Annotated in this window: 17 protein-coding genes; 15 read left to right on the forward strand and 2 right to left on the reverse strand. The window is 36.8% G+C overall.

Features of this window, described 5'->3' with window-relative positions; genetic code table 11:
* The first annotated feature begins 151 nt into the window (after positions 1-151).
* The 4 genes from gcvP (at position 152) to GXW81_RS04685 (ending at position 6,665) form a co-directional block, all read left to right on the forward strand.
* Complete coding sequence (gene gcvP, locus GXW81_RS04670) at positions 152-3,010, forward strand: aminomethyl-transferring glycine dehydrogenase (RefSeq protein WP_161531394.1); 2,859 nt, start codon at positions 152-154, stop codon at positions 3,008-3,010.
* A 662-nt stretch (positions 3,011-3,672) separates the two neighbouring features.
* Positions 3,673-4,326, forward strand: coding sequence for a hypothetical protein (locus tag GXW81_RS04675; RefSeq protein ID WP_154137063.1), 654 nt, complete (start codon positions 3,673-3,675; stop codon positions 4,324-4,326).
* A gap of 35 nt (positions 4,327-4,361) precedes the next feature.
* On the forward strand, positions 4,362-6,194 hold the full coding sequence (locus GXW81_RS10500; protein WP_260393544.1) for a hypothetical protein: 1,833 nt from the start codon (positions 4,362-4,364) through the stop codon (positions 6,192-6,194).
* A gap of 87 nt (positions 6,195-6,281) precedes the next feature.
* A complete protein-coding gene (locus GXW81_RS04685; RefSeq protein ID WP_161531395.1) occupies positions 6,282-6,665 on the forward strand; it encodes an HU family DNA-binding protein in 384 nt (127 codons plus the stop codon).
* A gap of 928 nt (positions 6,666-7,593) precedes the next feature.
* Here GXW81_RS04685 and GXW81_RS04690 read toward each other — a convergent pair.
* Positions 7,594-9,516: an ABC-F family ATP-binding cassette domain-containing protein gene (locus tag GXW81_RS04690; protein WP_161531396.1), complete on the reverse strand. Its 1,923-nt coding sequence runs from the start codon at positions 9,514-9,516 to the stop codon at positions 7,594-7,596.
* Positions 9,517-9,659: 143 nt separating this feature from the next.
* On the opposite strand from GXW81_RS04690, the gene GXW81_RS04695 reads away from it, so the two are divergent.
* From GXW81_RS04695 to trmB, 8 genes are all read left to right on the forward strand, one after another.
* Complete coding sequence (locus GXW81_RS04695; protein WP_161531397.1) at positions 9,660-10,013, forward strand: hypothetical protein; 354 nt, start codon at positions 9,660-9,662, stop codon at positions 10,011-10,013.
* Positions 10,014-10,183: 170 nt separating this feature from the next.
* The gene (locus tag GXW81_RS04700; RefSeq protein WP_161531398.1) at positions 10,184-10,999 is read left to right on the forward strand and encodes an MbnP family protein; all 816 of its coding nucleotides are present in this window, start codon (positions 10,184-10,186) and stop codon (positions 10,997-10,999) included.
* A gap of 85 nt (positions 11,000-11,084) precedes the next feature.
* Complete coding sequence (locus GXW81_RS04705) at positions 11,085-12,131, forward strand: cytochrome-c peroxidase (RefSeq protein WP_161531399.1); 1,047 nt, start codon at positions 11,085-11,087, stop codon at positions 12,129-12,131.
* Positions 12,132-13,079: a transporter gene (locus tag GXW81_RS04710; protein ID WP_161531400.1), complete on the forward strand. Its 948-nt coding sequence runs from the start codon at positions 12,132-12,134 to the stop codon at positions 13,077-13,079.
* A gap of 68 nt (positions 13,080-13,147) precedes the next feature.
* Positions 13,148-14,170: an AMP-binding protein gene (locus GXW81_RS04715; protein ID WP_161531401.1), complete on the forward strand. Its 1,023-nt coding sequence runs from the start codon at positions 13,148-13,150 to the stop codon at positions 14,168-14,170.
* 35 nt (positions 14,171-14,205) lie between these two features.
* Positions 14,206-14,862: an alpha/beta hydrolase gene (locus tag GXW81_RS04720; protein ID WP_161531402.1), complete on the forward strand. Its 657-nt coding sequence runs from the start codon at positions 14,206-14,208 to the stop codon at positions 14,860-14,862.
* Between the two features lie 106 nt (positions 14,863-14,968).
* The gene (locus GXW81_RS04725) at positions 14,969-15,730 is read left to right on the forward strand and encodes a hypothetical protein (protein ID WP_173002803.1); all 762 of its coding nucleotides are present in this window, start codon (positions 14,969-14,971) and stop codon (positions 15,728-15,730) included.
* 40 nt (positions 15,731-15,770) lie between these two features.
* The gene (gene trmB / locus GXW81_RS04730; RefSeq protein WP_161531403.1) at positions 15,771-16,451 is read left to right on the forward strand and encodes a tRNA (guanosine(46)-N7)-methyltransferase TrmB; all 681 of its coding nucleotides are present in this window, start codon (positions 15,771-15,773) and stop codon (positions 16,449-16,451) included.
* 58 nt (positions 16,452-16,509) lie between these two features.
* Here trmB and pruA read toward each other — a convergent pair whose 3' ends face one another.
* Positions 16,510-18,135 carry an L-glutamate gamma-semialdehyde dehydrogenase gene (gene pruA / locus GXW81_RS04735; protein WP_161531404.1) on the reverse strand — a complete coding sequence of 542 codons (1,626 nt, stop codon included), beginning with the start codon at positions 18,133-18,135 and terminating at the stop codon, positions 16,510-16,512.
* 203 nt (positions 18,136-18,338) lie between these two features.
* On the opposite strand from pruA, the gene GXW81_RS04740 reads away from it, so the two are divergent.
* The 3 genes from GXW81_RS04740 to GXW81_RS04750 all read left to right on the forward strand — a co-directional run bounded on the left by GXW81_RS04740 (position 18,339) and on the right by GXW81_RS04750 (position 23,897).
* Positions 18,339-20,105 (forward strand): aminopeptidase P family protein, encoded by a 1,767-nt coding sequence (locus tag GXW81_RS04740; protein WP_161531405.1) that lies wholly within the window; start codon positions 18,339-18,341, stop codon positions 20,103-20,105.
* A 102-nt stretch (positions 20,106-20,207) separates the two neighbouring features.
* Positions 20,208-22,586 (forward strand): TonB-dependent receptor domain-containing protein, encoded by a 2,379-nt coding sequence (locus GXW81_RS04745; protein WP_161531406.1) that lies wholly within the window; start codon positions 20,208-20,210, stop codon positions 22,584-22,586.
* Positions 22,587-22,718: 132 nt separating this feature from the next.
* Positions 22,719-23,897, forward strand: a complete 1,179-nt coding sequence (locus GXW81_RS04750; RefSeq protein ID WP_161531407.1) for an acetyl-CoA C-acyltransferase — start codon at positions 22,719-22,721, stop codon at positions 23,895-23,897.

Consider the following 23,897-nt stretch of genomic DNA (forward strand, 5'->3'; position numbering starts at 1 on the left):
CTCTTCACTGTGGGGTATCTGCTTCTATCGGGGCTATTAGCACGGTGCAAATACAAAATATTGGTACATAAGCACACAAAATCTTTGTATAGAAAACCAAAAAGTAATAAATTTACGCTCTGTAATCTAATAAAAAAACAATAGAAAATTTATGAATACACAAGCCTTTGTTAATCGTCACATTAGTCTTAACGAGCAAGACACACAGGCGATGCTTTCCAAGATAGGAGTATCTTCAATAGAGGAGCTCATTTCTCAAACCATACCAGCGGATATTAGAACGGACAAAGATTTAAGCATTTCAGAACCCTTATCGGAGTACGAAATGCTTTCTCATTCTAAGGAGTTAGCCTCTAAGAATTATCTTTTTGATAATTACATTGGGTTTGGTTATCACAATGTTATACTACCATCGGTAATTCAGAGAAATATTTTAGAAAATCCTAGTTGGTACACGGCTTATACTCCATATCAGGCAGAGATAGCACAAGGTAGGCTAGAAGCACTACTTAACTTCCAAACAGTGGTATCTTCATTAACGGGCTTCCCTTTAGCTAATGCCTCTTTATTAGATGAAGGTACAGCAGCGGCAGAGGCTATGCATATGTTCTTTGAAAACCGAACTAGAGAGCAGAAAAAAGCAGAAGCTAATCGTTTTTTTGTGTCAGAGTTGGTGTTACCGCAGACGGTAGCTGTACTTCAAACTAAAGCAGATGGACTAGGGATAGAAATCGTAGTAGGTTGCCACGAGAAAGAAAATCTAAACGAAGGCTTTTTTGGTGTGCTACTTCAGTATCCAGGTAAAAACGGAGTGGTATTAGACTATACAGACTCTATTGCTAAGTATAAAGAAAACAATCTACAAGTAGCGGTGGCTTGTGACCCAATGGCATTGGTTAAGCTGAAATCTCCTGCCTCTATGGGTGCGGATTGTGCGGTAGGTACGACACAGAGATTTGGTATTCCTATGGGATATGGTGGTCCACACGCAGCATTTTTTGCTTGTCAAGAATCTTACAAGAGAGATATACCTGGTAGAATTATAGGGGTTTCTCAAGATATGTACGGTAAGAGAGCGTTAAGAATGGCGTTACAGACTAGAGAACAACATATCAAAAGAGAAAAAGCGACTTCTAACATCTGTACAGCACAGGTTCTTTTGGCGGTAATGGCAGGAATGTACTGTGTGTATCACGGACCTAAAGGTCTAGAGTTTATTGCAGATCAAATTCATTATAAAGCGAATGCACTTGCGGAGTCTTTAAAGATGTTAGGTTATCAAGTAGTAGAAGAAGCAAGTTTTGATACTGTTAAAATAGCATTGTCAGAGGAAGAAAAACTCAACTTGATGATGCTAATGAGAGGTCAGAGTATCAACCTAAACTACTTTACCGAAGGCATCGTAAGTATAGCACTCAATGAGGCTTGTACTGAAGATAAGTTACAAAAATTATTAGATGCTTTTGCAAACTTTAAAGCGAAGCAAAGTTTCAAAATCAATATAAAAGAAGCGTGTACTTTACCTAAAGACTTATTAAGAACAGACGAAATCTTGAAAGATGAAGTCTTCAATAAGTACCATACAGAAACAGAGCTGATGCGTTATATCAAGAGATTAGAGAGAAAGGATTTATCTCTAACTCACTCTATGATTTCGCTAGGTTCTTGTACAATGAAACTGAATGCTGCTACTGAAATGTTACCATTATCTTGGGCAGAATGGGGTAGTGTTCACCCATTTGTACCTACGGAACAAGCAGGAGGTTATCAGTTATTGATTAAAGAATTAGAAAAAGATTTAGCAGAAATTACAGGTTTTGCAGGAACTTCTTTACAGCCTAACTCTGGAGCTCAAGGCGAGTATGCGGGGCTTATGGTCATTCGTGAATATCACAAATCTAGAGGAGAGGGGCATAGAAATATCGTGTTAATTCCTCAGTCTGCTCACGGTACCAACCCAGCATCGGCAGTAATGGCAGGTATGAAAGTGGTTGTAGTGAAAAACCTAGAGAACGGAGAAATAGATTTTGAAGACTTTAAAGCTAAGGCAGAAGAACACCGCGAAAACCTTTCTGCGGTAATGATTACTTATCCTTCTACTTATGGTTTCTTTGACGCTAACATCAGACAAATTACCAGTTTAGTACACCAATATGGAGGACAAGTTTATATGGATGGGGCAAATATGAATGCTCAAGTAGGCTTTACAAGTCCTGGGCTTATTGGAGCAGATGTGTGCCATCTTAACCTTCATAAAACATTTGCAATTCCTCACGGTGGAGGAGGTCCAGGGGTAGGACCTATCTGTGTAGCAGAACATTTGGTTCCGTTTTTACCGTCTAATCCTAACATAGGGGTAGGTGGTTCACAGGCAATTCAGGCAATTTCTTCTGCACCTTATGGGTCGTCATTAGTGCTTAATATCTCGTATGCTTATATCAAGATGTTGGGAGCTCAAGGTCTTAAAAAGGCTACGGAACACGCCATACTTAATGCCAACTATCTAAAAGATGTTCTAAAGGAACATTTCCCTATTCTTTATACTAATGCTCAGGGCAGAGTAGCACATGAGTGTATTGTGGACTTCCGCCAGTTTAAGACACTAGGTATAGAAGTAGCCGATGTTGCTAAACGATTGATGGACTACGGTTTCCATGCACCTACGGTAAGTTTCCCTGTGGCAGGTACGCTGATGATAGAGCCAACCGAATCTGAAAGTAAGGCTGAACTAGACCGTTTTGCAGAAGCTCTTATTTCTATTAAGAAAGAGATAGAAGAAATAGCTAACGGACAAGCTGATGCTCAAAATAATGTGCTTAAAAATGCACCACACACAGAGCAAGTGGTACTTTCTGACTCTTGGGACAAACCTTACTCTAGAGAGAAAGCAGCTTATCCTTTAGATTGGGTACGAGAGCATAAATTCTTTGCATCTGTATCTAGAGTAGATGAGGCTTATGGAGACAGAAACTTAGTGTGTACTTGTGCACCTATAGAGAACTATATGTAAAGATTACTTTTTCTACAAATAAACAGTACAATAAAAAAAACTACCTCCTTTTATGGGGGTAGTCTTTTTTGTGCTTTTATTTAGAGGTAGGTAGAAGAAAAATCTTATGCTAAAACTTGCACACTTCCGCAAAAGGTTATAAGTTTGCTTCATATTTATGCGATACACTATCAGCAACATACAAAAAAGTGAAAAAAACTTACACAAAAATTTGGTAGTTCCAAATAATTGTGTAAACACACACACACACACACACACACACACACACACACACAGATAATTACCTGCGTATGTGTCGTATTATCTAGAAAATTCTTTAGACTTTTATCGTTAAAACAAAGTATCATTCCGCCAACTTTTGTTGGGGGCTTTTGGCGTTTATCTTATTCTAAATTTAGCTTTCATAAATATATGCTAAAAGCACCATTGTTTTGTCTAATAACATGGTCGTTCTTGTTAGGTGCTTTTAGTGTTCAGGGAGAGAGTTTTCGCTTTCTTTCTGTTTTAGCCTTTCCTCTCATTTTGTGTGTGTTTAGAGGGGGAAGGCGTTTTTTTATATCAGAGCTTAGAGGTAAGATATTAGAACCTAGTATCACCTCAACCCTTAAGTCTAAAATCCAAAATCTATAATCTAAATATCAACAATTTTAAAATTAAATATTATGACAACAAAAACGACAAAATTGAGTGTATTCGCCTTTTTAGGTTTAGGCTTTGTAGCCTATGGACAGTACGATGGTAAAGTGGGTATTAACGAACCACAACCTAAAGCTACTTTAGAAATAACTCCTAATACGGCTAACAAGTCGACTACAGCCTCTACAGTAGAAGGTATTTTAATACCTCGAGTTAGCCGTCTAAGAGCTGCTAATATGGGAACAGGTGTTACAGAATCTACACTACTTTATATTGACTCTGTGTCTGATGGTACTGCTTCGGGAACAACGGTTAATGTAGATGCTACGGGTTTTTACTTCTTTAAAGGAGGTGTTTGGGTTAAAATGGGTGCAGGAGCAACAGGAGCAGTTACTTTGCAGTCACTTACAGGAGGGATTAGAAAAGTAGTTCAAGCTAATGATACAGAATGGAAAAAAGAGGGTACTTTTTGTTTAATCCAAACTACTACAGCAACTATTGATATGCCTAACCCCTCCAGCTATGCAGGGAAGATTTTATCTGTAAATAATCAATCAGGAACACAGTTAAATTATGGTGGAAGTTATCAGCCAATTAGTGCTACCACATTAGATGGAGGTAAAGGGCATATTTTAATGTCAGATGGTTCAGCGTGGTATGTAATAGGAGGAAGTTACTAGTATAAATAAGAGAACTAAAAACAAAAAGAAAAACAATGAAAAAAAATATATTTCTAGCAAGTGTTTTACTGGGAACATTGGCTTACGGTCAAATCAATACACAGTCAAATCCTAATCCAGTAATAAATCAAGAAAATCCTTTTTTAGATGCATCTGGATATAATCGTTCAAATAATAATGTTGGTAAAGGTTTGTATTTTCCAAAGACAGATTTAACCACATGGGAATTTAAAACATCAACAATAAATCCAGGGAAATTCTCTACCTATTTTGATGGGATGATTGTTTATAATACTGGTTCGGGTAAAACTTTAGCGGATACTAGTAAAGGAGGCAAACAAGTAGAGGTAACCCCAGGTTTCTACTATTTTAAGAATCTTAACCAAACTTCTCCAAGTGGTAGTGTAGCTAATGGAGAATGGGTAAGATTAAGCGATACCCAAACCAATGACCAACTTTGGGCTCAGAGAGATAATAATAGTATTACAGAGACTTATCTAAAACCTGCTTTGGGACAAGGTGATTTTGTAGGATATCAAAAAACGAGAAAATATTTGTATAATTTAGGAAATGTAGCGGAGAGCGATTTAGCGCATCAGTATCTTAACAATGCTACAGGATATGTTTCTAATGAAATTCCTTTTGCAACTTTGATCTCTTCGGATGCCTTGCCTCAAGTATCGAGTATTGCAGCAGGACGAGGTTTCTTTTTTACCTCTAATCAAGCCTTGCTAAAAGAGGCTCATGTTGCCTCTAATCCGTCAAAAACTTATCAATTAGATGAGTCAAGGTTAGTGGTTAAAGATGTTACATCGCCAATAGGAGGATTAACAGGAGTTAATTCATCTGTTGACATGTTCTCTAATACTACGGCGTCAGGTATTTCAGGTATTTCGGGTATTACTTCGGTAGGAAGTGAAAACGGAAACTATTCTAGAGCAACTGTAAGTAGTAATACAGGAGGTGTTTTTCATGCTAGAAACTATGGTACTTCTACGGATATGTATGGTACAAGAACTTTTGTAAGTAATAGAGGTGTTGCGGATAATATACGCGGAAGTTACATCAATATATCTTCTCAAGTGCTTAACATTGGTCAAACATCTATGCCTGCACACACCGTAAAGGTAATGTATGGAGTAGATAATGTGGTAAATGTATCAGAAAATGCTACGATAGAAACAAGAACCAATGGTATTAGGTCAGCTTCTTATTTTCGTCAGAACAGTACAACTCCAGAACATTACGGTATCTACAATTATAGCAGAACTTATGCAGGAGCTAATGTGGGGCAACTTTATGGAGCAAGATATGCTTTTTATAATGATGCTACAGCTACGGTAGGAGATATGTATGGTTTGTATATAGAAAATGTAAACAAAGGGGGTAATTTTAATTATGCTATTTATACTAATGAGGGAAAAGTTAGATTTGGGGATAATGTAGGTATAGGCGTGGATGCTCCAGCAGAAAAATTAGAAGTCGCGGGTAAAGTAAAGGCAACAGCTTTTATAGGAACCAATGGTGCGGCTATCTTCCCAGACTATGTATTCCAAAAGTATTACACAGGAACTTCTAGTATTAAAGCAGATTATAGCTTTAAGACGCTAAGTCAAGTAGAAGATTTTGTAAAAGCTAACGGACATTTACCAGGGTATCAGTCTGCAGCAGAAATCAAAAAGCAAGGTTATGTAGACCTTATGGCAACTCAACTTACCAATGTGGAGAAGATAGAGGAGCTTTATCTACATAGCATAGAGCAAGATAAGGTTTTAAAATCTCAAAAAGAAGAGTTAAAATCTAAAGATGCTAAAATAGCAGAATTAGAAGCTCGTTTACAGAAGTTAGAAGCCTTATTAGTAAAATAGTTTAATGATTCCTTATGATGCCTATCGGTATCGTGAGGAATTTTTATCATCAAAATCAATTACTGTAAATCATAAAAAGTAGAAATTATGCCAGTAAAATTTAAAGCAATCGAAAGAGGTCAGCCCGGCGTAAGCGGTGGCGGCAACAAAAAATGGTATGCTTCTCCTAATATGAGCGGAGAGAAAACCCTAACCGACCTTACCAGAGACATAGAGAAAATCTCTACGGTAAGCGGAGCGGACATCAGAGCGGTACTCTACGCTTTAGTAGATGTGATGCAATCGTCCTTAGCTAATGGACAAATTGTTCGTTTAGGAGAGTTGGGCAGTCTGCGAGTGAGTTTTAGTAGTGAGGGCAAAGCTACGGAGAAAGAAGTAACGGCTAATGCTATTAAACAAGCTAAAGTGATTTTCACTCCTGCTAAAGGAATAAAAGATACCCTAGCGACACTCACTTACGAGAAGGCTTAGGATAACCCCTAAGCCCCCTTTAAAAAAACCGATGCTTATAAAATCAAAAACTTATAGGCATCGGATTTTTTTTAATAAGCATAAAAATAATTTTTATAGGCATAAGTTTTAGAAGTTGTTCTTTTTGTTATTTGTCCTTTTGTCTTGAAACAAAAGGATAAAAAGTTCAAGAGCAAAGGTTAGGTTTGGCTCCGCCGAACCACTTCGTTAGGTTTGCCTTCGGCACGGAACTGACCCCTGCTATTTGGAAGCTACCGCTCCCAATACCGCTACGGGGTCAGCTCCTAAACTTACCTTTGCTCGGCAGACTGTTGATAATAGCTAAGCGGTTATCATTTAAAGCAGTTTTAAAATGGTCTTTGGTGGGTAGCCGTTAAAAAAATAGGAGTAAAGGCGTTAAAAAAGTTTTACTGTTTGAGCAGGCGTTGGGTAACGAGGCGGGGCGAGTTTTAAAACTTTTAGCCTTTGTGAGTATTTTTTAGGCATAGCCACCACAACCTTGAATTTTTGCTTCTTTTGTTTCAAGACAAAAGAAGGTAGATAAGTATATATCTGTACTTTTAGCTTGACCTAAAAGTACCAAAAAGTTAAGACTAGAAAACTACGGCTAAAAAATGAGTCTTCCATTCTAAAAGCCCTAGAACTCACGCCAAGGCTTAAACCCTATGCTTGTTCAGACAATAGGTTTTTCTTAACGAATGGACGCCCCATTTTCTTAACGCCTCCGTTTCCTTAGGTCGGAGGGTGGAGCGGTGATAATTTAGTATTGCTTTAAACGGTCTTTGCTCGGCAGACCGTTGATGACGGCTAACGGTTTTAAAATGAAATAATCTTTGATAAGATAAACATCTCTAAAAAACGATGCCTATAAGTCTTGTTTAGATTTTATAGGCATCAATTTTTGGAGTAAGATAGAGCCTTTTTTATTTTAAAATGAATCCAATTGCTCCGATAGGCTTTCCCATTCAGACATAATAGCTTCTAGTTCCTTTTGTAAGGTTTGGTATTTTTCTAGTTCCTGTTCCGTAGGATTGGTCTTTGCAAATATATCCTCTAGAGTTGCTATCTCGGTTTCGTAGTCGGCTATTTTCTCCTCTAGCTTCTTTATTTTGTTTTGCAGGTTTTTTTGCTCTTTAGAGATAAATTGAGGTTTCTCCACCACCACAGGCTCCGCTTTTGGAGGAGGTGTTTTGGCTTTTTCCTCTAGCTTAGATTTTTCTACGGATATTTCTCTGATGCTTTCCTTTTGTCGGTATTCTAGGTACTCGTCTATGTTACCTAAAAACTCCTTCATCTTACCATCTCTAAACTCAAAAATCTTATCACAAAGCCCTTGCAAGAACTCCCTGTCGTGAGAAATAACGATAAGTGTGCCTTCAAAATTCTGTAAAGCGAGTTTTATAATTTCCTTGGACTGTATGTCTAAGTGGTTAGTCGGTTCGTCCATAATCAAAGTATTGAACGGACGCAACAACAATTTACATAATGCTAACCTATTTCTTTCACCTCCAGAAAGCACTTTGGTTTTCTTGTTTACGGCATCGCCTTGGAATAGAAAACTCCCTAAAAGGTCTCTTACTCTAGGTCTGGTTTCTTCTGTAGCAGCATCTTCGGCTTCTTCTAGTACGGTTTTGTTTGGAGTGAGTACTTCCTCTTGATTTTGGGCAAAGTAGCCGATGTTTACATTGTGTCCTAAATTCCAACTTCCTGAATAATCTTTAATTTCTCCTGCGAGTATTTTGGCAAGGGTGGTTTTACCTTGACCGTTTTGTCCGAGTAAGGCTATTTTTTCGCCTCTTTGGACGAAAAAGTCTACACCGTCAAAAACTTGTTTTGTGCCGTAGGCTTTTCCTAAATTTTCAGCTTCAAAGATTACTTTCCCAGGAACGATACTCTGCACAAACCTAATGTTGAACTTAGAAACATCTTCGTTATCTATTTCTATGCGTTCTATTTTTTCTAATTTTTTAATCAAGGATTGAGCGAAAGAGGCCTTGGTAGCACTAGCTCGAAATCGGTTGATGTTGTCTTCCATTTGCTTGATTTCGGCATCTTGGTTCTTTTTGGCTTGTTCTAGCTTTTCTCTTCGTTCCTTGCGGAGCTCTAGGTATTTGGTATAGTTGGCTTTGTAGTCATCTACCTTTTTATTATTGATGTCAAAAGTTCGGTTGCATACCGAAGTCATAAATTGCTTGTCGTGGCTTACCAGTACAATAGCCCCAGGGTAATCTTTCAGGAAGTTTTCTAACCAAATGATGGACTCCATATCCAAGTGGTTGGTAGGCTCGTCCAGTAACATAAGGTCGTTCTTTTGGAGGAGTAGTTTGGCGAGTTCTATCCTCATACGCCAGCCGCCAGAAAACTCATCGGTTATCTTTTGGAAGTCGTCTGCTTTAAAGCCTAGTCCCAAAAGTATTTTCTCCATATCGCCTTCTAGGTTGTAAGCATCGTGATGATGAAGCAAGTCGTTAAGCTCCGTCATACGATGAATGAGCTGATGGTAGGCATCGCTTTCGTAGTCGGTTCTAGTGGCTAGTTGATGATTAACTTCGTCTAGCTCTGCTTTCATCGCGTTGATTTGTTCAAAGGCTTGCATCGTTTCGTCCCAAACGGTTCTACCTTTTACAAAATCTAAATCTTGCTTTAAGAAACCTATGCTGATGTTACCTTCTGGGATTACTTCGCCTTCGTAGAAACTTATTTCGCCCGAAAGCATTTTGAGGAGTGTAGATTTACCAGCTCCATTCTTCCCAACTAAACCTATTTTATCTTCTTTTTTTATAGTGAAATTAACATCACGGAACAGGTAATTTCCCGAATGATGCAACCCTAAACTCTGAACTGAAAGCACAATGTCTAATTTTTAAATGATTAACAATTTAACGAACGGCAAAAATAAGGAAAATAACTGTACTATGATTTTTATCCATATTGGCAATTGGTGTTGTAAAAAATATTAGTTTTGTACTCGTGAAAAAGGTTTTAGCTTATATAATGTTAGCGATTATAATGCTGGTTTCTTTCCAGCAGAGTATAGTTGTGGTTCATTTTAAGCTAAACCAAAGTTTTATAGAGGCAAATTATTGTATTAATAAAGATAAGCCTCAGATGAATTGTCATGGTAAATGTTACTTAGAAAAAGAACTGAAAGACAACCAACAAGACGACGTTTTGGTAGGTCTATCTTTATATGAAACGGTTGTTTTTGTACTTTTGGATAATGGGTTGCCTACCTTTGATGAGGTTTTCTACGAAAATTCTGAACGCAAGATTATATCCAAAGACTTCTTTGTTCTAAGAGATGTTTTTGACCAATCGTTTCGTCCTCCTATTTCGTTAGCTGTTTAATCATTTTATTTTTATGCTATCATTGTTTCCTTTATTTTGATAAAGGATTGGTGGTGTGTATCGTTTCGGATATGATAATAGTTGTCATTTATTCGGGACTAATTATGAGCACTTTTTATTCTGGTGTTCTATCTAATCAATTTAATCAGTTTAACTAAATAGAAAAAATTATGAAAAAATATATCGTATTTGCTTATGTTGCAATCATTTTAAGTTTGGTAGTATCTTGTAACAGAGATGAAGAACCAACTATAGACGCTAATGATAAAAATTCTGTAACATTAAAATTTGAAAACTTCTTTAACGGACAGGCAATGTATGAGCTTTCTGGAGTTTATACTTCGTCATCATCTCAGAAACACAAGTTTAGTACTTTAAAATACATTGTGAGTGATGTTATTCTAGTAAAATCCGATGGTGCAGAGGTTAAATATCATTACCAAAATCCAGACAAAGGTGCTTATATCGTGGACCAGTCGGAGGAAGCAATAACGCATAATTTTGTGTTAGAGGAAATTCCTGCTGGAGATTATAAGCAAGTTAAATTTGGGCTAGGTATTTCTCCTGATGCGTTTGTTTTAGGGCAAGAAAAACAGGCTTTGTTTTGGGATAAAGCTAAGACGAATGGTATGAGCTGGAGCTGGGCAAGTGGCTATAAATTTGTGAATTTTGAAGGAACTTATTCTGATGCTTTAGACAAAAATTTCAAAATACATATAGGTAATATAGGGAATCCACAACAGAGTAATACTCCTGATGTTTATAAAGTTATCACATTAGACTTGCCACAAGTGGCTAAGGTAAGAAAAGTAATTGCTCCTCAAATACACATTATGGCGGATATTAACCAATTCTTAAGTGGTAAGAATAAAGTGGTTTTATCAGATGATAATGCACAGGCGATGCACCCTAGTAAGTCTGTGGTAAAGGAAACAGCGGAAAATCTTTCGCTTATGTTTAGTGTGGACCATGTTCATAATAACTAGGCTACTATTTCCAATAAATTATTTTTAATTATAAACTCTACCTGAAGTTAAGTCTTTGGGTAGGGTTTAAATAAATTACGGAAAAATGAAAAGCTATATTATCACAGGGCTGGTGGTTCTTGTTTCTGTGCTTTCTTGTCGGAACGATGAGGCGGAAGTTCAGTATCCTATAGACCAACCTTACGCATTTGGAATACCATCTAATTTTCCAGAAGTGAAGTATAATTTACAAGCTAATAAACCTACGGAATATGGCGTTCAGCTAGGAAAAAAGCTATTTTATGACGGAAGATTAGCCAAAGATAATGCTGTGGCGTGTGCTTTTTGCCATATTCAAGAAGACGCCTTTACGCATCACGGACACACGGTGAGCCACGGAGTAGAAGGCAGAGAAGGTTTTAGAAACGCTTTGCCTATTCAGAATATGATTTTTTTGGATAAATATATGTGGGACGGTTCTGTAACCGATTTAGAGATGCAACCTATTATTCCTATTTCGGCACACGAAGAAATGGACGAAACCATAGAAAATATTACACAGAAGATTAAAGACGATAAAGATTATAAAAGACTTTTTACCATTGTGTATGGCGATGACAAAGTTACGGCTGAAAGAATTTTGAAATCCATCACACAATTTATGTCTATAATGATTTCTGCTAACAGTAAGTATGATAAAGTGGTAAGAAATGAAGGAGAAAAATTTACAGAGGAGGAGGCGAGAGGCTATACTATTTTTAAGCAAAAATGTACGGCTTGCCACTCCACGGATTTGTTTACAGACCAAAGTTACAGAAATACAGGGCTGCCTTATAATCCGATATTAAAAGATGAAGGTAGAAAAAGAGTAACAGGTAAAGACTCTGATTTTTTGAAGTTTAGAGTGCCTAGCCTTAGAAATGTGGAATATACTGCTCCATATACTCACGATGGTAGATTTTACACATTAAAGGCTTTACTTGATTTTTATGATTCAGGAGTTATAGACAATCCTAACTTAGACCCTGAATTTAGAAAGGTTAAAGGTAGAGTAGGAATTCCTTTAACAGAGCAAGAAAAATATGATCTTATTTCGTTTTTAAAAACATTAAGTGATACTCAATTTATTACTAACCCAGCATTTTCAGAATAGATGATGAAACAGATAATTTTAATTTTTAATTTATTTAGTCTATTGATTTTACAGGCTAAAGATAGTATTAGTGTTAAACCAACAAATTTTACTATCCAATCTCTAAGGTGGTTAGAGGAAGATTGTGATGCGTGTGGTTGTGCGGTAGGTAATGCGGCTTCTGGTTTTGAAAGCATACTCAATCCTCAGTTTATAGGTGTTAAATATCTTTACCAATCGTATGAATCTAAAAGTAATATTTTAGATGCTCATTTTTCCGTTCCAGAGCATTACAACACGGTGCAAATCTGGGGGCGTATTCCACTACATAAAAATGTAGATGTTTATGCCAATTTGCCATTTCATTTTCATAGTAGATATACAGCAGATACCAAACAAGAATTAAGTGGTGTGGGAGATGCGTCGGCATCGGTTATTTATAAACTTAATTTGGATAAACAAGATTCGCATAGGCTTAATTTTGGAGTTGGGGTTAAAGTACCATTAGCTAAATTTGATGAGAAAACGGCTAACTCCTATAATCCGAGTTTTCAAAGAGGTACGGGAAGTTGGGACTATTCCGCCATTGTTAATTATACTTATATGAAAGGACAATGGGCTGTGGCACTCTCTACCGATTATATATTCAAAAATCAGAATAAATATTATTATCGTTTTGGAGATCAATGGAATACTTCTGTTACAGGGTATTATATCAAAGATTTTGATAGTTTTAGATTGTCTCCTAGAGTAGGGATTTCTACGGAAAAGTATTTCCAAAATGTACAGGTGGGAGAAAAAGTGCCTCACACGGGCGGTTATCTGGTGTTGAGTAAATTGGGAGCGGAGTTTTCCTTCCGTAAGTTTAATATAGGTGTGGAAAGTCAATTGCCTTTGCGTTCCGAAATAGCTATCAATTCCGTTAGGATAAATGCGAGACATTCTGTTTACATCAATTTTAACCTTTAATTATAAAGGAGTAGATTTTAGCATTTGATATTTATAGTTTATTTTTGAGGTAAATTATAAGTATTTCTATGATGCTGATAGACTTTTCTAAAGAGGTAGATTTAAAACAACTTCAACCTAATACCGATTTTGAATATCAAGTTCTAAATTTTTTAGAAGATTGGTATTCGGAGAAGCCTTGCGTTTCGGTGAAAACATCAGGCTCCACGGGTGTGCCTAAAGTATTTGAGGTAGAAAAGGAAAGAATGAAGGCATCTGCGACTATGACCTGTGATTTTTTAGGTTTAAATAGGTCAGATAAGGCATTGCTCTGTTTGCCTGTGGAATACATATCAGGCAAAATGATGTTGGTAAGGGCTATGGAACGAGGCTTGAAGTTGTTGATAAAAACGCCTTCCGTTAGTCCTTTAGAAGATTTAGACGAAGAGGTTGATTTCTGTGCGATGACGCCACTCCAAGTGGAGTATTCTTTGGGAAAGATAGATTTAATTAAAAAACTTATCATTGGCGGTGCGGCTGTTTCGGAGTCTCTTAAAGCAAAGCTAAAAGGTGTTACATCTCACATCTATGAAACTTACGGAATGAGCGAAACACTTTCTCACATTGCGTTAAAACAGATAACGCCAAATGAGGAACCCTATTTTAAACCATTGCAAAATATATTTTTAACTCAAGATGAACGAGGGTGTCTCTGTATAGAGGCATCTCTTCTTACTTCGGAAAAACTCACTACTAATGATTTGGTAGAACTAAAAGAAGGAGGTTTTTTTAACTTTTTGGGTAGAGTAGATAATGTCATTAATTCTGGTGGAGTGAAGATAATCCCAGAACAATTAGAAGATAAGTTAAAGAAAATAATCCCGAATGAGTTGGTATTTACTAGCATTTCTGATGCTGTTTTAGGCGAAAAATTAGTGTTGGTAATAGAAGGAGAAATATCCCAAGAAACTCAAAAATTACTTGGCGAGATAGCGTATGATAAGCCCTACTATGCACCAAAAGAGATTGTTTTTTTAGACAAAATTCCTAGAACTCCAAATGGTAAAGTCAATCGTGTGGAGTTGAGGAAGAAATTGCAATCTAAAGGCTAAAAGAGTAGTTACTCTTAAACTATAAAACATAAATTATGAGTAAAATTTATATTTTTAGTGGGCTTGGAGCGGATAAAAGAGCGTTTGAAAAAATTGATTTTTCAAATTACGATTATGAGTTTATAGATTGGATTGAACCAAAGGATAGAGAAAGTCTTGAAGATTATGCATTTAGGATTTCAGAGAAAATTATTACAGAAAAACCAGTTTTGATTGGACTTTCATTCGGCGGAATTGTAGCAACAGAAGTAGCTAAACATATTACAACAGAAAAAGTTATTTTGAGTGCATCGGCAAAAACAAAGTTTGAAATTCCGAAATTATATAGATGGTTTGGGAAACTTAAACTTGATAAGTTAATTCCTGAAAGTCTCTTCATGTATCCAAATATATTGCTATACTGGGCTTTCGGTGTAGAGAATAATTCTGATAAGATTTTGCTTTCTGAAATTATAAAAGATACAAATCCTAAATTTCTAAAATGGGCGATTAGAGAAATTTTACATTGGAGGAATATTCATGTAGTGAATAATATGATACATATTCACGGAACAAAAGACCGAATCCTACCTTATAGAAATATTGATAGCCCAATAAAAGTGAATAATGGAGGTCATTTTATGATTATTAACAAATCCAAACTATTAACACAAATTTTAAAGGTGGAAATTAACAAGAATTTAGAAGTTTAGCTTTTATTTTTAGTAAAAAATTAACTCGTGCTTTAGAGGGCAACGCTTAATTTTGCCGATATTATTTTAGTTGATGTATCGAAGTTTATTATTTTTACTCTTGTTGATGAGCGTGTGTGTCAAGTCTCAATTTTTTGTGGGAGAAGTTCTTGTGGAAGACCGCTCGGAGGTTTATTTAACTCCAATCTATGTTACTAACTTAGAAACCCGAAAAACGGTACTGTGTGATTACAAAGGAGCCTTTAAAATAGCGGCTTCCAAAGGCGATGTCATTAGGTTTACCTCTATTACTACGGATAGAACAGATATCACTATTACCGAAAAACACCTAGCAACTTACAATAATATTGTGGAGCTTAAAATGGCGTATAATGTAATTCCTGAAGTTAAATTATCTAAATTTAAGCCTAGTGGTATTCTAAAAAAAGATGTTATAGCACTAGATGATAAAAAATCACCGTTGGCTCTCAAGCAGATGATAGGACTTCCAGAACCTAAAGGGGACGGAACTTCGCCAGAAGCTCCACCAGCAGCATTTGCGGGCGGAGGTTTAACCTTTAGTATAGATACTATTTATGATATGATTTCGGGGGAACAAAAAAGAAAACGTCGCTTATATGCCTACGAAAAAATGATGAAAACCACGGCGGCTATCAGAAATTATTATGGGGACGATTATTTTGTTTCTATGAAAATTCCTAAACATATGATAGATGATTTTCTACAATTTGTATATTCTTCGGAGGAGGGCGTTTTTGCTTTAGTGCAAAATAATAAGTACGAAGGGGTTAAAGTCTATTTTGAAAAATACTTGCCAATATTCCAAAAGAGAATGAAAAATACCACCATAATGGAAGTCGTTAAATAGACTTTAAAATTGTATTTTTGCACTCGTTAAAAAATAAGTTGTGGGAAAAAATAAATTAGAGCGTTTTGCCGAGAATAAAATACTTAAAAATGTATTTCAGCCAACTAGAGAGGAGGCTTTAGAAGGGTATCCTTTGGCTGGGCAGTGGCGAGAAAAGGTTTTTAAAAATGATAATCCTATAGTGCTGGAGTTAGGCTGTGGGAAGGGCGAATATAGTGTAGGCTTGGCAGAAGCATTTCCAAATAAAAATTTTATAGGAGTAGATATTAAAGGGGCTAGGTTTTGGTTTGGTGCTAAAGCCGCTCTAGCTAAAGAGTTAGATAATGTTGTTTTTTTAAGAACACAGATTGAACTTATTGACCGCTTTTTCACTACAGATGAAATAGATGAAATTTGGATTACCTTTCCAGACCCTCAAATAAAATATCGCAGAACCAAACATAGGCTGACTCACCCTGAATTTTTGGACAGATACCATAAAATACTCAAAAAAGATGGTGTGATTCATTTAAAAACAGATTCTGAATTTCTACACGGCTATACTTTAGGATTGCTGCAAGGTTTAGGACACGAGATAATTTCGGCTCATCACGATATTTATGGGGCGCCAGAATACGACCCTGAAACGCCACTATTGAGAGATATAAGAACTTATTATGAAGAGCTATTTTCATCAAAAGGAAAAACGATTACTTATATTAAATTCAGGTTGAAGAAATAAAATAACAAAAGCTGCTCAATCGAGCAGCTTTTGTTTTAGACTTATGTGTTAAGGTATATTATCCCAAATAAGGATATTTGTAATCTTTAGGAGAAACAAAAGTTTCTTTAACGCTTCTTGCAGAAACCCAACGAAGTAGATTCATTTTAGAACCAGCTTTATCATTAGTTCCTGAAGCTCTACCACCACCGAATGGCTGTTGTCCCACTACGGCTCCTGTAGGTTTGTCGTTGATATAGAAGTTACCAGCAGCGTTTTCTAATGCTTTATAAGCCTCGTCTATCGCATAACGACATTGCGAGAAGATGGCTCCCGTTAATGAATAAGGAGAAGTGCTATCTACTAATTTAAGCGTTTCAGCCCAATCAGCATCTTCGTAAACATAAACGGTAAGGATAGGTCCGAAAATTTCTTCTACCATACTTTCATATTTAGGGTTGGTAGTAAGAATTACAGTTGGGTGTACAAACCAACCTTTGCTATCATCAGTTTTACCACCTAAAACAACTTCAGCATCATTAGCTTGGTTAGCTCTTTCGATGTAACCTTTGCATTTTTCAAAAGAGTTTTTGTCTATCACGGCGTTTACAAAGTTAGATGGGTCTTCTGGAGAACCTACTTTTACAGTGCTAAGTTGAGCTTCCATTACTGCTTTTACATCATTCCAGATAGATTTAGGAATGTAAGCACGAGAGGCTGCCGAACATTTTTGTCCTTGATATTCAAAAGCACCTCTTACTAGGGCAGTGGCTACGGCTTCTACATTAGCAGATGGGTGAGCAACTACGAAATCTTTACCTCCTGTTTCTCCAACGATTCTTGGGTAAGATTTATAGTTGTGGATATTGTCTCCAATTAGTTTCCACATACCTTGGAATACTTTAGTAGAACCTGTGAAGTGGAGGCCTGCAAAATCAGGGTGTGCTAATACTTTTTCTGCTGTTTCTTTTCCGTCAGTGAAAATCATATTGATAACACCGTCTGGTAAGCCAGCTTCTTTTAGTACCTCCATAATTACTTTTGCAGAATAGATTTGTTTGTCAGAAGGCTTCCATACTACTACATTTCCTAGCATTGCCATACAAGTAGGTAGGTTACCAGAAATAGCAGTAAAGTTAAATGGGGTTACGGCAAAGCAGAACCCTTCTAACGGACGATACTCTGAACGGTTCCAAATGCCGTTATCAGAAACAGGCTGTTCAGAGTAGAGTTCTGTCATAAACTCTACATTAAATCTTAAAAAGTCTATGAACTCACAAGCAGAGTCTATTTCTGCCTGATGCACATTTTTAGACTGGGCAATCATCGTAGCCGCATTCAGTTTATCTCTGTAAGGACCAGCGATGAGGTCTGCTGCTTTTAAGAAGATAGAAGCTCTCTGTTCCCAACCTAGTGCGTTCCACTTTGCTTTAGCGGCAAGAGCAGTTTCTATGGCTTCGTCTACAGTTTTCATATCTCCTTTGTAGTAGAAACCTAAACTGTGTTGGTGGTCTTGTGGAGAAAACATTTCTACCTTATGGTCTGTTTTTACCTCTTTTCCGTTGATAATCATTGGGACTTCCACTTTCTCTGCCCACATTTTCTTATAAGTGGCAATTAGAGAGTTTACTTCGTCAGACCCTGGAGCATAGGCTCTTACAGGCTCATTAGTTGCAAATGGTACTTGCGAAATAGCTTTTGACATTGTAATATATTTTTATGTTGAAAACGATTTTCCACAAAGTTACTATAATTAAGGTAAACTACCAATTTTTCGTTTTTTTGAATCTTTGTTGGATTTGATGGTGAAGTATAATTGTTGAAAATTTTTATTTTTTTAATGATTAAAAGTATAAATGTTACTAACAAAAGATTTTCTTAACTTTACCTCAAAATTTCAGAAGAGTTATGACAGTTACAGAAAAATTAGGAGCGTTACGCTCTAAAATGAAAGAATATAATATAAACGCATTTGTAGTGTACTCTGCAGACCCACACATGAGTGAATATCTTCCCAAGGAGTGGCAGGAGAGAATTTGGCTTACAGGATTTACAGGTTCGGCAGGTTTTGTGGTGGTTACGGAAGATAAGGCGGCTCTTTGGACTGATGGACGTTACTTTGTACAAGCTCCGCAAGAGTTGGCTGGGTCTGGGATAGAACTAATGAAAGAAGGAGTAGAAGGTACTCCAAATTATATAGATTGGATAGCGTCACAAATTCCACAGAATGGAAAAGTAGCGGTGAATGCTTTGGCTACGGCTCACTCCAATTGGATTGATTTAGAAAATAAACTAGAGCAGAAACATATTTCTTTGGTCAATCAGCCTTTATTGGAAGAAATATGGACAGACAGAGGTGTACCTTCAAAAAACGAAGTCTTTGTTCATCCTTTAAAATGGGCAGGGCAATCTGTGGTGGATAAGATAGCTTCCATTAGGCAGAAAATGAAAGAAAAAGAGGCTTCTGTGCATATTATGTCTAGTTTAGACGATGTGGCTTGGACGCTTAACTTACGAGGTAGCGATGTGGCTTGTAATCCTGTTTTTTTAAGTTATTTAGTGATTGGCGAAGCGGAAGCGGTTCTTTTTGTTGATTTAGAAAAACTCAATGATGAAGCGAAAGAACAAATGAAAGTTTCAGGAGTTAAACTAATGCCTTACGAATCTTTCTTTGGATATTTAGCTCAATTTAAAAACGAGAAAGTACTAGTATCTCCTAATGCTAATCAAGCTATATATAATGCTTTAGAAGGAAATAGTTTTGTTGTAGCTCCTGTACCTGCTAATTTAATGAAAGCGGTTAAAAACAGTACAGAATTAGAAGGTTTTAGAACGGTGATGGTGAGAGATGGAGTGGCAATGGTTAAATTTCTATATTGGCTGAAACATAATGTAGGTAAAGAGCCTATGACAGAATATTCCATAGGGAAGAAATTAAAAGAGTTCCGTGCCGAAGGAGAGAATTTTGTGGGCGAAAGTTTTGGAAGTATTATAGGGTACAAGGGTAACGGAGCGATTGTGCATTACTCTGCGAAATCGGAAGGAAGTAAAGAAGTTACTAATGAAGGAAGTATTTTAATTGATTCTGGAGGGCAATATTTAGAAGGTACTACTGATATTACCAGAACATTAGCGTTAGGAGCGGTATCTCAATCTTTTATAGATGATTGTACTTTGGCACTCAAGGGAATGATAGATTTGAGTATAGCTAAGTTTCCGAAAGGAACTAGAGGTTTTCATTTAGATACTATTGCTAGGTTGCCGCTTTGGCAAAGAGGTAAAGATTACGCTCATGGCACGGGGCACGGTGTAGGGAGCTTTATGAATGTACATGAAGGACCTCAAAATATTAGAAAGGATATGAATCCTCAAGAGTTACTTCCTGGTATGGTTTGTTCCAACGAGCCAGGCTTTTATGTAGAAAACGAGTACGGTATTAGACACGAAAATTTAGTAGCGGTAAAAGAATTAGATACAACGCCTTATGGAGTATTTTATGGATTTGAAACTCTTACGCTTTGTCCATTTTTTAGAGAAGTTATCAATATAGAACTACTTACTGAGGAAGAAAAAAATTGGTTAAATACTTATCATAAAACTTGTGAAGAAAAGTTAAGTCCTTATTTAGAAGGTGATGTTAAAAATTGGTTTTTAGATTTGGTGAAGCCTATGTAAATTCAATCTTAGATACATTTAAAAAAAGAGAACTCTAATCAATAATTTAGGGTTCTCTTTTTTATTTGAAATTAAATTATTTTTGCACAAATAAGTATACTTATGAAGACTCAATTATCACTTTGTTTTCTTTTGGTTGGGAGTTGGTTATTTGCTCAAGTAGGGAGTGTAAATATCAGCGTATATGATTTTTTTAATAAAAAAGGTTTACCGGCTAAGGTAACGGTACTTAAAACCCAACAGGCTTTTAATGGCGAGGGTAAAGTACAGATACAAGATTTATCCGCAGGAAGTTATAGTTTCTTAGTGGAGTCAGAAGGTTATCAATCGGTTTACCTTAATGATATAGATGTAGTGCCTAACCAAAACATTAGTTTAAGTGCCACTCTTGAGAAAAAGGCAAAGAACATTCAGGAGGTGGTGATTTCTAAAAGTGCCTATAAAAAAACAGCAGAAAGCCCATTGTCTTTAAGGACACTTTCTGCGGAGGAAGTGCAAAAAAATCCAGGGTCTAATCGGGATATATCCAAAGCCTTATTAAGTTTACCAGGAGTAGGGAGTACCGCTACTTTTCGGAATGATTTGTTTATCCGAGGAGGGGCCTCACAAGAAAATAAATTTTATATTGATGGAATAGAAGTTCCTGTCATCAATCACTTTCAGACTCAGGGAGCTAGCGGCGGACCTAGAGGAATTATAACGGTAGATTTTATAAAGGATGTTGATTTTTACAGTGGGGCTTTCCCTGCGAATAGAAACGGCGTGCTTTCTTCTTTATTTGAGTTTAATCTAAAATCTGCCAGAAGAGATAAGATAGGCTACAAAGCCGTGATAGGGCTTGATGATATGCAGCTAATGGCAGACGGCCCACTATCTAAAGACCAATCTTGGACGGGACTTTTTAGCGTTAGGAAATCCAACCTTCAGCTTCTGTTTAAAGCGGTGGGCTTGCCTTTTTTACCTTCGTACTATGATACCAATTTTAAAGTTTCTAAAAAGTTTAAATCTGGAGATGAGTTTTATGTGCTTGGTATTGGGGCGTTGGATAATTTTAAATTTAACGAAAACGCCAAACCAACTTTAGCTAATCTTACGTTGATTGAGCAGTTGCCTATCAACAACCAATGGAGTTATACTTTAGGGGCGGGGTATCGTCATTTAAGAGAAAATGGCTATTGGCTTTTTACAATGAGTAGAAGTGAGTTGGATAATTCTGCGTACAAATATTTTAGAAATATAGAAAAACCAGAAAATCAGTTATTGGATTACCATTCCAAAGAGCAAGAAAATAAAATTCGTATAGACCGAAATTTCCGATTAGGAGATATAAGATTTACTGCAGGAGGAAATTACAGTTTGTCGAGGTATTACAATCAGTCTTTTGTACAGCAGATTACTCAAGTAGGGCAGGTATCAGACCAATATAGCACGGATTTTAACCTATCTCAATACGGGCTTTACGTGCAGGGTAATTATAGAATAAACCAGTGGAACATTTCCGCAGGGCTTAGGGCGGATGGCTCGGATTATTCCGCAGGAACGAGCAATCCTTTGAGGCAATGGTCGCCTCGTTTGGCGGTTAGTTATGCTATTAGTAATGCTTGGTCGCTTAATTTTAATACAGGAATTTATTATCAACTACCGTCTTACACGGCTTTAGGGTATCAGGAAAATCAAACTTTGGTTAATCGCCCTTATCTCAGATATATCCGAAATGCCCAATTGGTAGGAGGTTTAGAGTATAAAGCTCCTAATAACCTGCGTGTAACGTTAGAATCTTATTACAAAAAATATAATCATGTTCCTTTTTCGCTTAGAAACGGAGTTTCTTTGGCTAATCTGGGGGGCGGTTTTGGTGTAATAGGTACAGAGCCTTTGGACGCTAGAGGAATAGGCGAAACTTATGGTGTTGAGTTTCTTGCTCAAAAACGAACACTTAACGATTTCTATGGGATATTAGCCTATACTTATGGTTATTCTAGATTTAGCAATGCGGAAGGTAAACTACTGCCTTCTAGTTGGGATTCCAGATATATTTTGAGTCTTACGGCAGGTAAAAATTTTCAGAAAAATTGGAATTTGGGTGTAAGGTTTAGATTTCAGTCTGCTTTGCCAGAAACGCCTTACAATCTAGCTTTGAGCCAAATGGTAGCGGTATGGGATATTTCTAACGCTCCTGTAAGAGATTTTGCACAGACTAATGCTTTCAGAGGTAATAGTACCAGCCAAATGGATATTAGACTAGAGAAAAAATGGATATTTAAAAAATGGCAACTTAGTGGATATTTAGATATCATCAATGCCTTTACTTCCGCTAATCCAAGCAATCTTCCTGTGGTAAATCTTAATAGAAATGAGCAAGGTGAAGCTGTTGTTATCAACCCAGCAGAACCTTATTTACAACAGAGATATCAGCTGGTAACGGGAGAGCAGGATAGGTTGAGAGTATTACCTTATTTCGGTATTATAGTAGAGTTTTAAAAATTTCTCTACTTACTACTGTTATTCTTCTTTAACAAATGTAAATCCTTGTTTTTCATTTTTAATGATATTTACTTTTAGAGCTATATTTTTTTTCGTACTTTGGCAAAGTAAATTTTAATACAGAATAAAATGAAAGAAGTATTTATAGTATCGGCAGTAAGAACACCGATGGGAAGTTTTCTAGGTTCGTTATCTAATATACCTGCACCACAATTGGGGGCAACAGCTATTAAGGGAGCTTTAGCCAAAATAAATTTAGACCCTAAAGAAGTTCAGGAAGTTTACATGGGGAATGTATTACAAGCAGGAGAGGGGCAAGCACCTGCTAGGCAAGCAGCTTTGGGAGCAGGACTTTCTAAGGAAACACCGTGTACTACTATCAATAAAGTTTGTGCTTCTGGTATGAAAGCCGTGATGATGGCAACACAAGCGATAAAGGCGGGAGATGCTGATGTAGTAGTAGCAGGAGGTATGGAGAATATGAGTTTGGTGCCTCATTATTATAATGCTAGACAAGCGGTAAAATTAGGTGATGTAAAAATGCAGGACGGAATGGTTCTGGACGGACTTACCGATGTGTATAATAAAGTACATATGGGCGTATGTGCAGAGAAATGTGCTTCGGAATATGGTTTTTCTAGGGAGGCTCAAGATAAATTTGCGGTACAATCTTACCAACGGGCAGCCAATGCTTGGAAAGAAGGTAAGTTCTCAGATGAAATAGTACCAGTGGAAATTCCACAAAGGAAGGGTGAACCCATTCTCTTTACCGAAGACGAAGAGTATAAAAATGTGAATTTTGATAGGATACCTGCCTTACCAACGGTATTCCAAAGAGAAAACGGTACTGTAACAGCGGCTAACGCTTCTACACTTAATGATGGTGCTTCTGCTCTTATTCTGATGTCTAAAGAAAAAATGGGAGAACTAGGATTAAAACCTTTGGCTAAAATTATAGGTTATGCAGATGTAGCACAAGAGCCAGAATGGTTTACAACAGCACCAGCTAAAGCCTTACCAAAAGCCTTAGATAAAGCAGGTGTTAGTCTGTCAGAGGTAGATTTTTTTGAGTTCAACGAGGCATTTTCTGTGGTAGGTTTGGCAAATAATAAAATTCTTGGTTTAGATGAGTCTAAGGTTAATGTAAATGGAGGAGCAGTGGCATTAGGACACCCTCTAGGAAGTTCGGGTTCTAGAATTTTGGTTACACTCATCAATGTACTTAAGCAGAATAATGGTAAAATAGGAGCGGCGGCTATCTGTAACGGAGGTGGTGGTGCTTCTGCTCTAGTGATAGAGAATTGCTAG

The sequence above is a fragment of the Riemerella anatipestifer genome (assembly GCF_009932355.1).
Taxonomy (GTDB): Bacteria; Bacteroidota; Bacteroidia; order Flavobacteriales; family Weeksellaceae; genus Riemerella; species Riemerella anatipestifer_E.

Bases quoted from the DNA above. Each gene is read 5' to 3' on its own strand.
- GXW81_RS04675 (WP_154137063.1), top strand. From the start codon at position 3,673: ATGACAACAAAAACGACAAAATTGAGTGTATTCGCCTTTTTAGGTTTA.
- GXW81_RS04745 (WP_161531406.1), top strand. From the start codon at position 20,208: ATGAAGACTCAATTATCACTTTGTTTTCTTTTGGTTGGGAGTTGGTTA.
- GXW81_RS04685 (WP_161531395.1), top strand. From the start codon at position 6,282: ATGCCAGTAAAATTTAAAGCAATCGAAAGAGGTCAGCCCGGCGTAAGC.
- GXW81_RS04705 (WP_161531399.1), top strand. From the start codon at position 11,085: ATGAAAAGCTATATTATCACAGGGCTGGTGGTTCTTGTTTCTGTGCTT.
- GXW81_RS04720 (WP_161531402.1), top strand. From the start codon at position 14,206: ATGAGTAAAATTTATATTTTTAGTGGGCTTGGAGCGGATAAAAGAGCG.
- GXW81_RS04710 (WP_161531400.1), top strand. From the start codon at position 12,132: ATGATGAAACAGATAATTTTAATTTTTAATTTATTTAGTCTATTGATT.
- GXW81_RS04715 (WP_161531401.1), top strand. From the start codon at position 13,148: ATGATGCTGATAGACTTTTCTAAAGAGGTAGATTTAAAACAACTTCAA.
- pruA (WP_161531404.1), bottom strand. From the start codon at position 18,135: ATGTCAAAAGCTATTTCGCAAGTACCATTTGCAACTAATGAGCCTGTA.
- gcvP (WP_161531394.1), top strand. From the start codon at position 152: ATGAATACACAAGCCTTTGTTAATCGTCACATTAGTCTTAACGAGCAA.
- GXW81_RS04725 (WP_173002803.1), top strand. From the start codon at position 14,969: ATGAGCGTGTGTGTCAAGTCTCAATTTTTTGTGGGAGAAGTTCTTGTG.
- GXW81_RS04695 (WP_161531397.1), top strand. From the start codon at position 9,660: ATGTTAGCGATTATAATGCTGGTTTCTTTCCAGCAGAGTATAGTTGTG.
- GXW81_RS04750 (WP_161531407.1), top strand. From the start codon at position 22,719: ATGAAAGAAGTATTTATAGTATCGGCAGTAAGAACACCGATGGGAAGT.
- GXW81_RS04740 (WP_161531405.1), top strand. From the start codon at position 18,339: ATGACAGTTACAGAAAAATTAGGAGCGTTACGCTCTAAAATGAAAGAA.
- GXW81_RS10500 (WP_260393544.1), top strand. From the start codon at position 4,362: ATGAAAAAAAATATATTTCTAGCAAGTGTTTTACTGGGAACATTGGCT.
- GXW81_RS04700 (WP_161531398.1), top strand. From the start codon at position 10,184: ATGAAAAAATATATCGTATTTGCTTATGTTGCAATCATTTTAAGTTTG.